This is a genomic window from Bacteroides sp. HPS0048, from assembly GCF_964240755.1.
Classification (GTDB): Bacteria; Bacteroidota; Bacteroidia; order Bacteroidales; family Bacteroidaceae; genus Bacteroides; species Bacteroides nordii.
Window position 1 is genome coordinate 18,092 of sequence record NZ_CAXSVC010000030.1, and the last position, 14,713, is coordinate 32,804.

General features: G+C 37.5%; 9 protein-coding genes and 2 pseudogenes. 2 read left to right on the plus strand and 9 right to left on the minus strand.

Annotated features, from left to right (window positions below; genetic code table 11):
- Positions 1-48: 48 nt before the first annotated feature.
- The 8 genes and pseudogenes from ACESQI_RS18805 to ACESQI_RS18840 form a co-directional block, all read right to left on the minus strand.
- Complete coding sequence (locus tag ACESQI_RS18805; protein ID WP_373126765.1) at positions 49-1,311, minus strand: polysaccharide pyruvyl transferase family protein; 1,263 nt, start codon at positions 1,309-1,311, stop codon at positions 49-51.
- A 108-nt stretch (positions 1,312-1,419) separates the two neighbouring features.
- On the minus strand, positions 1,420-3,426 hold the full coding sequence (locus ACESQI_RS18810) for a RagB/SusD family nutrient uptake outer membrane protein (protein ID WP_195660765.1): 2,007 nt from the start codon (positions 3,424-3,426) through the stop codon (positions 1,420-1,422).
- A 28-nt stretch (positions 3,427-3,454) separates the two neighbouring features.
- Positions 3,455-6,967 (minus strand): SusC/RagA family TonB-linked outer membrane protein, encoded by a 3,513-nt coding sequence (locus tag ACESQI_RS18815; RefSeq protein WP_288507871.1) that lies wholly within the window; start codon positions 6,965-6,967, stop codon positions 3,455-3,457.
- Positions 6,968-7,098: 131 nt separating this feature from the next.
- A complete protein-coding gene (locus tag ACESQI_RS18820; protein WP_195351259.1) occupies positions 7,099-8,271 on the minus strand; it encodes a FecR family protein in 1,173 nt (390 codons plus the stop codon).
- Between the two features lie 190 nt (positions 8,272-8,461).
- The gene (locus tag ACESQI_RS18825) at positions 8,462-9,064 is read right to left on the minus strand and encodes an RNA polymerase sigma factor (RefSeq protein ID WP_007484845.1); all 603 of its coding nucleotides are present in this window, start codon (positions 9,062-9,064) and stop codon (positions 8,462-8,464) included.
- Between the two features lie 297 nt (positions 9,065-9,361).
- A pseudogene (locus ACESQI_RS18830) lies at positions 9,362-10,795 on the minus strand (protein-disulfide reductase DsbD family protein); the annotation flags it as partial.
- A gap of 125 nt (positions 10,796-10,920) precedes the next feature.
- A pseudogene (locus tag ACESQI_RS18835) lies at positions 10,921-11,374 on the minus strand (protein-disulfide reductase DsbD domain-containing protein); the annotation flags it as partial.
- A gap of 55 nt (positions 11,375-11,429) precedes the next feature.
- A complete protein-coding gene (locus tag ACESQI_RS18840) occupies positions 11,430-11,726 on the minus strand; it encodes a Dabb family protein (protein ID WP_007484843.1) in 297 nt (98 codons plus the stop codon).
- A gap of 104 nt (positions 11,727-11,830) precedes the next feature.
- Between ACESQI_RS18840 and udk the strand changes: the two genes are divergently transcribed.
- Together udk and ACESQI_RS18850 are read left to right on the plus strand one after the other, a co-directional pair.
- Positions 11,831-12,439, plus strand: coding sequence for a uridine kinase (udk, locus tag ACESQI_RS18845; RefSeq protein WP_007484842.1), 609 nt, complete (start codon positions 11,831-11,833; stop codon positions 12,437-12,439).
- A gap of 2 nt (positions 12,440-12,441) precedes the next feature.
- Entirely contained in the window at positions 12,442-13,833 is a 1,392-nt protein-coding gene (locus tag ACESQI_RS18850; RefSeq protein ID WP_007484841.1) for a transglycosylase SLT domain-containing protein, read from the plus strand.
- An 11-nt stretch (positions 13,834-13,844) separates the two neighbouring features.
- Here ACESQI_RS18850 and ACESQI_RS18855 read toward each other — a convergent pair whose 3' ends face one another.
- Entirely contained in the window at positions 13,845-14,711 is an 867-nt protein-coding gene (locus tag ACESQI_RS18855; RefSeq protein WP_195660782.1) for an AraC family transcriptional regulator, read from the minus strand.
- Positions 14,712-14,713 lie beyond the last annotated feature (2 nt).

Consider the following 14,713-nt stretch of genomic DNA (forward strand, 5'->3'; position numbering starts at 1 on the left):
TTATTCTTCAAATTACCAATTATATATAGATGTGTTTTGTGTTATTATTCACTGATACAATAGATTTCTAATCGACATACATGCTTTCTTATATATATCCGAGATCTCTTGCTGGCTGGTTATAACTTTTCTTTTTGCATCGGGATAATGGATTTCTACTTCAGTCAATCGATTGGCTATTTGAGTTCCGGTTGTCTCTTCTATTTCAAATATCCAATCCGAATATCCTAAATCATAATACATTTGTCCTTTAATGGTATCATCCGGTTGCCTTAAATAAAAGAAGGGTATCCCATTAGCAGCCGCTATTATAGGAGAATGACATTCAAAACTTAATACCGCAAAAGATGCAGCATAGACAGAAGCAGCCTCATCCGGCAACCAATATCCTCTTTTCACAACATATGGTTTTACATCAGCAGGTAGAGAATCAATCAGTAATTCATCCATAAAATCAACCTGATAAGTCATTTCAGGGCAAACCAGCACTTTATTTTTCGTCTCACGTACCCAACTGATAATGGCTTCTCTCAATTTTGAATGATCTTCTTCTTTATATTTATTATTATATGCTTCCACTTCGCATATTTTGGCTTCACTCCACAAATGCCTGTTTTTTATCCGGTAATAAGGTGTACGGCGTAAACGTGGTACGGCACAGATAAATTTGCCCTTTTCCAGACCATTTGCTTTCAAAAAAGCATTTCCTTTTTTCTTATCATGCAGATTAAAGAAAAATGTAGCATCCGGTACAAAGCGGATATGAGTACCTGTGATACCCGCCTGCTTTAATACATCTATGGAAGCCGTCTCACGGGTATAAATAAAATCAGCCTGTTCCAAAAGATTCTTTAAACGGTTATCTACCTTGGGAATAGTTGTTCCGAAAATGCCAAAAGGTTTTCCATTCGTATATTTCACCCAGGCTTCCAAATGATACTGCCCCACAACATAAGGCCCCGAACTATGTATCATTAAATCTGCCGTTTGAAATGCTTTAAGAACTTCCTGCGCATCCACTTGTGCATTCTTATCAACAGTCCCATGCACAATTCTTATTCTTGGAAAGTTTTTATATAAGAATTCTTCCACCTCTTTACCAACATTCTTTTCCCAAACAATGATATTTGCGTCCGGGAGATAGGTTTCCAATATATGTAGTAGCCCCGGAGTGTGAGCAATATCACCTATATTCACATCCTGCCACCCCGAGACAACCAATATCGTCTTAGGATCACTTTTTTTTGCATTCAGGTTTATACAACTCAATCCAACAAATAGAAATATTAATATTCGTTTTAAGTAATTCATCTTCAAATATGGATATATTGGGGGATACCAATAACAGGTATCCTCCCGTTTGGCAAATAAAATCAGATAAGATAGGGCCTGATGCCCTATCTTGTTTTAAAAAAGAGATTACAGGTCTAATGGCCCTTCTCCGGCCTCTAAAGACCATCCCGGATTTTGATAAATAACCGAGTTTTCTGCCGTTTGAGAATCCGGTGATGTCAACAAGAAGTGCTTTCTTGCAATCGGGTCCAGATAATGAGCACTACAATAACGTAAACCATCAAAGAATAAATTATTGGTTTTAGTAACAGACAATGGTATTAAGTAATCACTCAAACTTGGAGACGACATAATATTCTTACTATCAGCAGCCTGATCATGCAATAATTGTTTTGATGTATATAGCGATTGCATCGGTCCCCATACCTTACAGCCTTTCAGAAGACAAGGGTTCTGATTTAATTGGTCTAATGCTCTCCAACGGATTAAATCTTCATAACGACGTCCTTCTCCTATAAATTCACAACGCCTCTCCCGACGAATATTATACAATGTCTTATCCACAAGAACTCCATGGGAATAAGCTCCCCAATCATTCTGAGCTTCAATATTCATATTAGTATGGTCAATGGTATTCTGATAATTCACATCAACTCCCGCACGTCTACGAATATCTTTCCAATATTTCTCCGCTTTAGCATCAATTCTTCCAGTCTTCTCATAACAGGCTTCCATATAGTTCAAATAAGCCTCAACAGCACGGAATACAACGAAAGCTGTTATATCACTGGACACCATATTGAAATCATGAGATTGTCCTTTACCCAACAGATAACCGGTCGTTGTAGATTTCGTATAATCTTTACTATAAATCTCAGCAGGACTTGGAAACTCATCATGTTCAACCAACATATTCTCCAATACACGCACCTCTCCCGGAGCCTTCATAAACAAACGCCAACGCCAGTCACGGTTCACTTTAGTATCAGCTATGTAATCGTCGCCTTTATAATTACTGCCAGTAGCATAATATGGAAGGCCATTCTCCATTAAAAAGACATCGGCAAACTGCTGGGTATATCCTACAGAATAACCATAATAAACTCCACCATTGTATCCATGTTTCACCGGAGTTGCCAAATCAATGGAATAAGTCCGGTACATCACAGCTTCCGGATATGCTGCGGGATCTTTACTTGCAAATAAATCATAGTAAGGATTAACAGCTTGAGAAGCAGACTCTCTGATTGTCTTATTGTTGGCAGTCAATGTTACTTTATCAGCTACTTGTTGAGCTGCATCCATCGCTGCGTCCAGAAAAAAATCTATTTCCGCATCAATACTGCCACTTGGATATTGATAATCCTTCAGATACTCTTTTTGGTTACCGGGCCAATTAGGTCCCAGAGGCACATGTGCCGTTCCTTTATGATGTTTCAGCCAGGTACCTTCAAATAGTGCTACTCTGGATTTCATTATCAGAGCCGCATTTTTATTCAAACGTGTACGACCTCCTTGCGGAGCTGTATTTTTCATCATATCAATCGCCTTATCCAAATCGCTCAGAATAAACCTGGCTACTTCATTACGTGGTCTACGTTTGGAAACTTCTGTCAATGTTTCCAAATCATCCGGCAAAGTAGTCGTTATTATAGGAAAATCTCCTAAAGCTTTCAATTTTTTAAAATATTCATAGGCTCTTAAAAAATATCCCTCACCTATATAATGTTTAACATTGGCCGGATCTCCTTTCAACTCCCCTTTCTCATAACGAGGAACAACCGTCTCCAAATAAAAATTCAAAGGTCTGATATCTGTAAAACTCCATGAACCTCCTGTTGAACCAACTTTAATCTGTCCTGGCATAAATTTGTTATCCCCATTACGTCCTACGGCATTGTCCGTACATATATCACTCCAATAAGGAGAATCAGCAGGATTACCTGTATAGCTATCCAGCTTTGTATAGTAATTAATCGTATATGCAGCAAGATGCGATTCTTCCCATAAATATTTCTCAGGAGATATAGTAGATGGAGGAGTTACATCCAGGAAATCATCACATCCAACCATAGCAAACAATAAAGTATTGACTGCTATTATCTTCGCAATAGAACTATATATATTTTTCATATTTGTAAATTTTCTGGTTTATATTCTATTAAAAGGTCACACTTAAGCCAAATGAATAGGTCTTTGACAACGGATATACCATACCACCCTTAAGACCGATGCCGGCAGTTTCAGGATCCATAGTCTTAGACAGTTTAGTAAATGTAAGCAGATTCTCACCAGAGACAAATAAACGCAGATTTTGAATATATGCCCGCCTCATCCATTTTGCAGGGAAAGTATACGATAGTTGCAAGTTTTTCAAACGCATATACGAAGCATTCTGCAAATAGCGTGTCTGAGTGGATTTATTCTTATTAGCCCACAAAGGCCGTGGATAATACGCATCATAATTAGCCCCTAAACGACTATCTTCATCACGGAAATAATTCATATGCTCATCAAAAACGACAGACCAGGATTTTCCACCTGATGTTGCTCCCCAAAATACAAAATTCAAATCAGTAGATGCAGAACCGACCTTTGCGTCCGGATAGTAATCCCGCTTTAATACTCCTTGCCAGAACATTGAAATTGCAAAACCTCGCCAGGAAGCATCCAAACTAATGCCTGTACGGAAACGCGGAGTACTATTCCCTATTTTCCTCAAATCACCCATATCATAGATTGTATTTGAGCCATTACTTACCTTTCCGTCACCGTTAGTATCGGCATACATAATATCACCGGCAGCCCACTTACTGCCTAACGCATTTTGTCCACCATTGGGTAATGAGGCTAAATGTGCTTCCATCTCCTCATCGGTTTTTGCTATTCCAATCGTTTCATATCCAAAAATATCTCCCAGAATTTGTCCTTCATAATAAGTACTCAATGAACCTGTCAGATTCGGATATTTCAATATTTTCGTTCTACTGTCTGATAAATTGAATGACACTCCATATTGAAACTCATTAATACGATCTTTCCAGCCAATCTGCAATTCCCAACCTTTAGTTACTAAATCTGTGTTATTGGTTGCAGGAGCACTTGTTCCCAATGTTCCGGGTAGGTCTACTCCAGGTCCCATCATATCTTTTGTAGTACGGCTGTAGATATCAAAAGAACCTGTCAAACGATTATTTAGTACTCCCCAATCAAGACCAAAGTTCAACGTTTTAATCTTTTCCCAAGTTAAAGAAGTAGATATTAATCCTGGAGCAGCCGCTGTATTAGGACGTAAACCGTCAATTAACCAATCTCCCTTTCCTGCGGCGGTTGTCATTGTGAGGTAAGTAGGGTAATAACTTTTAGCATTCTGATTGGCCAAAACACCATAAGAAGCTCTCAACTTCAACAGTTGAATATAATCAGCCGTACCCTTCATAAACTCTTCTCGCGCTATATTCCAACCTAAAGAAGCAGAAGGAGAAGTTATCCAGCGTTTATCACGACGATAACGCGAACTACCATCTCTACGCACATTTACTTCCAGTAGATAACGCTCTTTATAATCATAATTAACACGGCCAAAGAAACCTACTGTACACCATTCATTATAGTTACCTTTCAGCGTAGCATTCTCAACATCAGTAGTTTGATCTAAAACCGGAATATCATCGGATATTAAATCATTGCGCTGTCCGCTAAGCATACGATTTTTATAAGACTCTAACTGGAATCCTACCATTGCTGCCAGATTATGCTCTCCTAACGTAATATTATAATTAGAATAAAAATTAGGGGTCAAGTGAGTAGCGCGATATGCATACTCATATACACGACTCTTCTTCTGGCTCAAATTGGATACATAAGTCTTCAAAGGCTCTGTCGCATAATGCCCGTATACCAGATTCCAAACTTCATGTTGCCAGTCATTGGTAATACGCGCATTCATTTCCGCCATTATATTCCAATTCTTAACCGGAGTAATTGTCAGTTTCAATTGCTGATATAAATCATCATTCTGCTCCTGTCTTCTACCTCCATTCTCTAAATGCTCTGTATATGTCACATCTGCCAATCGATATCCATTCGGATCAGTTACCGGAATCAACGGAACCGAACGACGAAGTACTTCATTATAGAAATTACTGGACATCTGACTCGGACGCCCATAATCAGTACGTGAAAAACGGGTTGTATAATCCATCTTAATAAAATCTGTTACCTGAGATGAAATCTTACCTGTTGTTGCAAATCGTTTCTGATTATCAGTGCCATAACGCAAAAATCCATCTTGAGTCTGATAATTAACCGACACATAATATGTCAGCTTATCTGTTCCACCACTTACACTCAGATTATGCTCCTGAGATGGTGACCAATCCTTATAATACTCTCTCAACCAATCCACATTGGCATAAGCTGTACCAGTATCCCACTTTCCATTACTATTCGGTTGAATGCCTCCATCATTCAATGTACCGTGCATATAATCCCAAACATTTTGTACCTGAGTATCATCATAAAGATAAGCACCGGCATTATTAAAATTGGCATCATTGAAATAATTTATATAATCCCATGAACTAGCCATCTTTGGCAACATTACAGGAGTTTTAAAACGGAAGTTATTGCTATAATTCACAGTAGACTTACCTTTCTTCCCGGATTTAGTAGTTACCAAAATTACACCAAATGGTGCTCTGGAACCATAAATTGATGAAGCGGCCGCATCCTTCAACACTGAAATATTATCAATGTCCTGCGGATTGATATTCGAAAGACTCCCCTCCATACCATCAATAAGCACCAATGGACTACCACTCGATGTCGAACCAATAGTTGCCGTTCCACGTATATTAATAGAAGGCGTAGCATTTAATTCGGCACCATTATTCGAAGTAGTAATATTAAGTCCCGGAAGTAACCCCTGCAAAGCCTGTACTGCATTTCCTACCGGACGAGCCTCCAAAGATTTAGATTCTATCACTCCTACGGCACCTGTTAGATTTACCTTTTTCTGAGTTCCGAAACCAACAACTACAACCTCATCCATCAAATTGGTTTCCTCATCCATTACTATATCAATAACCTGTTTTTTACCGTTAAAAGTTACTTCCTGTTTTTTCATGCCGACAAATGAAAATACAAGTATATCACCCGGCTGGGCTTCAATTCTATATTTACCATCCGCATCAGTTACTGTACCGGTTTGAGCGCCCTGTACAGCAATGGTCACCCCAATCATAGCTTCACCGGCAATATCAACAACCGTACCACTAACCCATGATTTCTTAGCATTACTTTGCCTGGATTGCTGCTTAGTCTTATCTACCGTTACGATAATCTGCTTTCCGTTCAAATAATATTTAATACCACGGGGAGTTAAAACTTCATTCAAAATACTTTCTACACTTTTATTCTCAGCAAATACAGATACTCTTTCTTTCACAGGGACATCTTCCTCATACAGAATTACATAATTTGTATGTTTTTCTATGGTAGAAAATAATTCTTTAATAGTAATATCACGTACTTGTAGTGAAATATTAGTTTGGGAAAGAGTGTTTTGTGCATTCAATGTGTTTCCTATAATACTAATTACGAAACAGAGCAATTGAAATCCAATATATTTTTTAATGGAATTACATTTATAAATACTTACTTGTGTCCTCATAGTTATCTATGCTTTTATTTTATAAATTCAAATCACAGCTCTAAAAAAGCTTCAAAAGAAGCATACGATCCCCTATACTAAGGTGGTAGACGATAGTTTCTCATAATAATAATAAATTAATTAGATGTTATTTATTTGCTATAGCGTTTCTTTTTCTGATACACCTTCACAACATTTGTTTCTTTATTATATTCAAATGTAAAGGGCGTTGAATGTGACAAATTATGTAATACTTCACTAATAGAATCGTAAAGATTAAGATTCCCAATATATTTCTTTTTCGATACGGAACTATCAAATATAATTTTCACTCCATAGTATTTCTCTAAACGGGTAAAGATATGCTCCAACGGTTCATTCTGAATTTGCATAATACCATCTTTCCAACAGGTATAAGCGTAGGTATCAACCTTTTTTACAACCGAAGAATTCTTTGCATAAAAGAAGCCCTCCTTAGGAATCAATTTATACTTGTTATTATCCGGTCCCACTTCAACACTACCTTCTACTAATACCACAGACTTTTGAAGATCTTCTTTATACGCACTCACATTAAACTTCGTTCCTAAAACAGAAACATCAAAATCTTTTGTATGTACAAAAAATGGACGGGATTGATCTTTTTCTACTTCCAGATACGTCTCTCCTTCTATATATATATCACGTCTGTCTTCTAAAAAGGTCTTCGGATACAACAACTTACTACCGGCATTAAGCCAGGCAACCGTACCATCATTAAATCTGATAGCAGTACGTTTGCCCACCGGTACAACCAACTGAATCATCTCTCCCTGCAAATCAGAAAATTTCATTTTCTTCTCAGTGCCTACAACAAAATCTCCTTGTGCCGTCTGATTAATGACTTCATTATTTGGAATAGTAGTTCTTAAACCACCCGAAATAATAAGAATTTCATTGGATGTACTTTGTATTGAGTCAAGCAAAGCTAATACCTCTTCTTTATTACCAACATAATCTCTTCCTATTAATAATAATGACGATACTACCAATATAACGGATATACAAGCAGCACATGCCGTTGAAATCCAATATAGCCTTCTTCTGTTTTTTCTACGATCAACCCGATCCCAGAAACCTTTAAGACTACGTTCAACTTGCAAATCAGAAACAACAGCTTCTTCAACCTTCATATTCTGCAATAAAAGAAATGCATTTTCAATGACTTCACATTGCTCAGGATGAAGGTGCATCATCTGCTTCAAGGCTTCTTGATCATTTTCCTTAGCAATATTGATAAGTTTCTCATCAAAAATCCAAAACTCTATGTTGTTTCTATTTTCCATTCTATCTTTATTTCTATTAGTAGTACAATTCTATCTTTATTTTGTAATCACTATACAAGACATTTTTTATAGCTATACTACAAAAATATCTTCCACAGGCACAAATATATCATTTAATCACCTTATTATCAGCAAATAAACTTAATACAATTAAAAATAAAATTGTTTTTTAAAAGAGATTATTTTCTCATTAGAAATGATAGTCCGAGAACAAAGCGATCATGAATAGTAATACGAAGAAATCATTATTTTCTTTTCTGATCTTTTCCATAGCTCTATATGTCAGATTGCGCGCGGCCTGTTCAGACATATCCATAATCTGGGCTATTTCTTCATATTCTTTTTGATGTAAAAATCGTAAATAAATGATTTCTTTTTGTCGAGGAGTCAAGCTATTAATTATTCTATGTATCTTTTCCTTTAAAGCCTTTAATTCTTCTTCATCTTCAATTTGGGTGTTTTCAACAAAATAAGGTAGTTCAAAGTTTTCAAATTCATCCAGATACAAATACTTTTTCCTTTGTTTTTCATGATTAACAAAGGCATTTCTCATAGCTGCATAAAGAAATGCCTGAATGGTAGAAAAATCTTTTATTAATTGAGGACGAGTATAAAGTTTAACAAATAATTCTTGTATAATATCATCAATTAATTCACTGTCCATACCTAAACTTATACCATAAGAATAGAGTTTTCTATAATTGTGACGATAGAAGACAGAAAAGGCTTCCTTATCCCCTTCAAGAAACAATTTCCATAAGTCCAGTTCATTATAAGATTCAAAGGTTGACATTCTTTATATTGTTAATGCTAATCAGTAATCGTAAATCATTTGCTGATTTAATAAGTTAAAACATTATTATTCAGCTATCTCATTCATCTCTTTTTGGTGAATTGAAAGTCAGTATATTTAGAATAACAAATTTACTCACTATTCTAATTTATGACTTTCAAAAAGAGCTAAAATTTAGATGGGAAAAATTGCCATCATATTCATTTATCTGATCTTACCTAATAGTGGAATCAGAGGAAATTACTGATTCCACTATTAATAAATTATTCAATCGGCATATATCGAATAATCAGCATATTATTTTTCCTTCCGATAGTTTTCAAGCCCAGTTCTCAGGAATTCGATGTATTTAGGAATATCTTCATTATAAGCATAAGACTTATTCAAAGGCTTTCCTTCATTATCTATCAACACATAGAAGGGTTGGGCATTGGCACCAAACTTCACACGTTGCAGATAGCTCCATTTATCCCCTACGGTACGCAAAGTACGTTCCGTTCCGTTCTCCATAATCTTCACCGGTTCAGAAAGCGGAGTCTTGTTGTCTACATACAGAGTAATCAATACATAGTCATCATTAATAATTTTACTTACTGTCGGATCAGTCCACACAGCAAGCTCCATTTTACGGCAGTTAACACAACCATAACCTGTAAAGTCAAGCATGACCGGCTTATTGTGCAATCTGGCATACTCCATCCCCAAATCATAATCATCAAATTTAGCATGTACCTCATTTGTATACAGATTGAAATCCTGCGTTTTCATAGGTGGAGCAAATGCACTAACGGCTTTCAACGGTGCTCCCCATAAACCGGGTACCATATATACTGCAAAAGCAAGTGATACGAGCGCCATAAAGAAACGGGATACGCCTATTTTGGTATCATCATCATCGTGAGGAAATTTAATCTTACCCAACAAGTAGAAACCAAGTAACGCAAATATCACAATCCACAAAGCCAGGAATGTTTCGCGATCAAGAATTCTCCATCCGTAAGCCAGATCGGCGACAGATAAAAACTTCAAAGCAAAAGCCAATTCGAGGAAACCAAGTGTTACTTTTATCACATTCATCCAGCCACCAGACTTCGGCATAGACTTCAACCAGGATGGGAAAAGAGCAAACAGTGTAAACGGAAGTGCCAAAGCAATGGCAAAACCAAGCATGCCGATAGCAGGAGCTATCACACTACCTGTGGTAGATACCTGTACTAATAAAAATCCAATAATAGGACCTGTACAAGAGAAAGATACCAGTGACAGAGTGAATGCCATCAAAAAGATACTAATCAGACCTCCTGTAGCTTCTGCCTTACTATCCACTGCATTACTCCATTTTGAAGGAAGCGTAATCTCAAATGCACCAAAGAAAGAAGCTGCAAATACAATCAGCATCAAACAGAAAAGAATATTAAAGACAGCATTGGTAGACAAAGCGTTCAATGCACTCGCACCAAAGATAGCCGTAATAGCAAGTCCCAATGTAACGTAAATCACAACGATAGAAGCACCATATGTCCAAGCATCACGGATACCTTTCTTTCTATCTTTACTACGTTTCAGGAAGAAACTTACGGTCATCGGGATAATAGGCCATACACAAGGAGTGAACAGTGCAAGCAACCCTCCCAAGAATCCGGTAATAAAGATATAAATCCATGACATATCTTCCTGAGAATGTTCTTCGCCATAAGCTTGTAAATCGTCAATTACCGGTTTCCAAAGGATGTCAGCAGAAACAGCCGGTTTTACAACTGCAGCAGTGTCTGCAGATGTAGCAACTGTTTCAGGTTCAATCTCCACCTCTTTTTGAAGCTCAACTTTAGACTCTGCTACCGGTTCTGTAGCCTTTAAGGTAGTTTTGCCTGATAAATTAAACGGAACCTGTGTCGGTGGTAAACAACTTTCGTCATCACATGCCCCATATTCCAGATATCCTTCAATAGTATATGTACTGGCAATAAACTTTATCTTCTGAACAAACTGTGCAGTACTCTCAAAATAGCGCACTTTCATTTGGAAAAGTTTATCAAATGTTGAGATCTCATTTCCTACCGGCTTCAGCTTGCCAACCAATTCCAAACCATTCTTTTTATCAACATTGAATGTTGCCGAGATAGGCCCGCCATCACCTAAATTAGTAGAATATACATGCCATCCCGGATCAATGGCGGCAGTAAATATTATTTCACCCTCAGTGTCAGACAGTGCTTTCAACTCTGTCTTAAACTTTACAGGATCTTGAATCTGTGCATGAGCCGCCAGGACAACAAACATCAGCAACAAAAAAGAACATAATTTTCTCATTCTCTATTCAGTATTTTAAATTATAACAGTTATGCAAACGCTCTGGTTCACTTACTTATTCATAGTCCACACAGGCACGGCTCTCTTTTGCCTCAGCTATGATTTTGCCGGCAGCTACATGAAGAGGATGAGTAGCATAGAACTTCACGTCATCCAAGTTATCAAACTCACTATATAATGCAATATGCCACGTCTCACCCGGATTGGTATTTAGTCCCACTTCGATTTTACGAATAACAGGAATTACAGCAGGAAGAGCTTCTATCGCCTCCTTAAATTTATTCATCACAACCAGCTTCTCGGCTTCCGGCACTTCATCCTTTAACTTAAATAATACAATGTGTTTCACCATAACGTTGCTATTTTAATTTATTGTTTATATATTTGTCAGCCGAAGCTGCATTATCTTTTCAATGCAAAATTACTCTATTTGTTTTAAATATACACTATGAACAGATGTTAATAATAGGAATAGCAGGCGGAACAGGTTCGGGAAAGACCACCGTCGTACGGAAAATTATTGAAAGTCTCCCAGCCGGTGAAGTTGTATTGCTTCCACAGGATTCATATTACAAAGACAGTAGCCATGTCCCTGTTGAGGAACGACAGAATATCAACTTTGACCATCCGGATGCATTTGAATGGAGCCTGCTCTCAAAACATGTTTCTATGTTGAAGGAAGGTAAAAGCATAGAACAGCCTACTTATTCCTATCTTACTTGTACCCGCCAATCTGAAACCATCCATATTGAACCGCGTGAAGTGGTTATTATTGAAGGGATTCTTGCCCTTTGCGATAAAAAACTGCGCAATATGATGGATCTTAAAATTTTTGTAGATGCCGATCCGGATGAACGTCTGATACGTGTAATACAACGGGATGTAGTGGAACGCGGACGTACAGCTGAAGCTGTTATGGAACGTTATACGCGTATATTAAAACCAATGCATCAGCAGTTTATCGAACCTTGTAAGAGATATGCCGATCTTATTGTACCCGAAGGAGGCAACAACAATGTGGCAATTAATATCCTGACAATGTATATTAAGAAACATTTGAAATAAGAATGACAGTCCGGCGCTCCATACTGCCTTTCTTCCTCATCATCCTCTTTTCTGTATTGGCCTGTAGACACAGACACCACCCGACAGAAGAAGTGGGAGAATATGATTTGGCACAGATTAAAGACAGTGGTGAACTGGTTGTACTGACATTATACAGTTCAACCACCTATTTCATTTACCGCGGCCAGGAAATGGGGTTCCAATATGAGTTGAGCGAACAATTTGCCAAAAGCCTGGGTGTAAAGTTACGCATTGAAGTAGCACGAAATGTATCTGAACTAATTGAAAAGCTTCTGGCTGGTGAGGGTGATCTTATCGCATACAATCTTCCTATCACCAAAGAATTGAAAGATAGCCTGATCTATTGTGGAGAGGAAGTTATTACACATCAGGTAATTGTACAGCGAAACAATGGTAAAACAAAACCAATAACCGATGTAACGGAACTTATCGGTAAAGATGTATATGTAAAACCCGGTAAATATTACGACAGGCTCGTCAATCTGAACAGCGAACTGGGAGGCGGCATACAGATTCACAAGATAACAGGTGACAGTATCACAACCGAAGATCTTATCACGCAAGTAGCACAAGGAAAAATCCCCTACACAGTGGCAGATAACGATTTGGCAAAGTTAAACACCACTTATTATCCGAATCTGAATATCAAACTCTCTATCAGTTTTGATCAGCGGGCATCATGGGCTGTACGGAAAGACTGCCCTCAACTGGCTGCTGCCGCAGACAAATGGCACGAAGATAATATGACTTCACCGGCTTATAGTGCCAGTATGAAGCGATATTTTGAAATCAGTAAGGCAGTTCCTCACTCCCCTATTCTCTCATTACGTGAAGGAAAAATTTCTCATTACGATAAACTATTTAAAAAGTATGCAAAAGAGATAGATTGGGACTGGCGTTTACTGGCATCACTGGCCTACACGGAATCTAACTTTGATACAACAGCTGTATCATGGGCAGGAGCCAAAGGCTTGATGCAGCTTATGCCCCAAACAGCACGTGCTATGGGAATACCTCCCGGCAAAGAACAAAATCCGGAAGAAAGCATTAAAGCAGCTGTGAAGTATATAGCAAGCACTGACAGGAGTCTTAGAATGATTCCCGATAAACAAGAACGCATTAAGTTCATTCTTGCTTCCTACAATGCCGGATTAGGACATGTATACGATGCCATTGCACTGGCTGATAAGTATGGAAAAAATAAAAATATATGGGACAACAATGTAGAAAACTATATCCTGCTGAAAAGTAATGAAGAATACTTTACCGATCCCGTTTGTAAAAACGGTTACTTCCGTGGAATAGAAACATATAACTTCGTGAAAGATATTATGTCAAGGTATGAGTCATATAAGAAAAAAATAAAAGAATAATCATTTAAGACCTATCCTTTACGGTATTGTTGTGGCGACTGTCCTGTTTGTTTTTTAAAAAATGTACCAAAATAAGAAGCATTCGGAAAATTGAAGTAATCGGAAATCTCTTGAATACTTTTTTGAGTATTTTTAAGCAGTGAAATACTTTTTCGGGTAATAGACCTGAATATTAATTCCTGTACCGTATAGCCACAGATGGACTTAGATAATACAGAAATGTATTTAGGGGATAAACAGAGCTTACCTGCATAAAACTCTACACCACGCTGTTCTGTATAATACTCATCTATCAACTGAATCAATTTAATAAAAATTTCATACTTACGTCCTACTGAAGATTTCAAATTAATGGGTTTACGATTATAAATGGAACATATCCGGTATGTCAATCCTAAGAGCAGAAGCTTCTGTTCGTACCGGCTGAAGGTATTGTCTTCCATTTCCAAAGTACTATCCAATAAGGACATGTATTTCAATACTTCCTCTTCATCTCCAGTATTCCAGACATAACACGGCTCTGTCCTGAGCTGTGAGTACAAATACATGGAAGCTACAGAATTACCTATAATATCCCGTATCGGCTCTATCTGATAAACGAGAATAAACAGTTCTACATTCTCAGATTCCTGAAGCACCTGAAAAAGAGAATCTTCCGGTATAAAAAGAGTTTCTCCAGCTTTTGCTGAATAAATTTTCTGATTGAGGGAAAACATAAAACTCCCCTGACGGCAAATTACCAACCCTACACCATTAATAAGAAATGGCTCTTTTAAAGAAGCAGGAAAGGTATGGAGCATACCTTTCGAGCTGCAAATATTCTCCTTGTTCAGTAGTGCATAATTAAGACGGGATAAGCGTTCTTGCAAAATATTCATCA

Excerpts from the sequence above, each read along its gene's own strand:
- ACESQI_RS18805 (WP_373126765.1), bottom strand. The coding sequence starts at position 1,311 with ATGAATTACTTAAAACGAATATTAATATTTCTATTTGTTGGATTGAGT.
- udk (WP_007484842.1), top strand. The coding sequence starts at position 11,831 with ATGTTAATAATAGGAATAGCAGGCGGAACAGGTTCGGGAAAGACCACC.
- ACESQI_RS18815 (WP_288507871.1), bottom strand. The coding sequence starts at position 6,967 with ATGAGGACACAAGTAAGTATTTATAAATGTAATTCCATTAAAAAATAT.
- ACESQI_RS18840 (WP_007484843.1), bottom strand. The coding sequence starts at position 11,726 with ATGGTGAAACACATTGTATTATTTAAGTTAAAGGATGAAGTGCCGGAA.
- ACESQI_RS18820 (WP_195351259.1), bottom strand. The coding sequence starts at position 8,271 with ATGGAAAATAGAAACAACATAGAGTTTTGGATTTTTGATGAGAAACTT.
- ACESQI_RS18855 (WP_195660782.1), bottom strand. The coding sequence starts at position 14,711 with ATGAATATTTTGCAAGAACGCTTATCCCGTCTTAATTATGCACTACTG.
- ACESQI_RS18825 (WP_007484845.1), bottom strand. The coding sequence starts at position 9,064 with ATGTCAACCTTTGAATCTTATAATGAACTGGACTTATGGAAATTGTTT.
- ACESQI_RS18810 (WP_195660765.1), bottom strand. The coding sequence starts at position 3,426 with ATGAAAAATATATATAGTTCTATTGCGAAGATAATAGCAGTCAATACT.
- ACESQI_RS18850 (WP_007484841.1), top strand. The coding sequence starts at position 12,442 with ATGACAGTCCGGCGCTCCATACTGCCTTTCTTCCTCATCATCCTCTTT.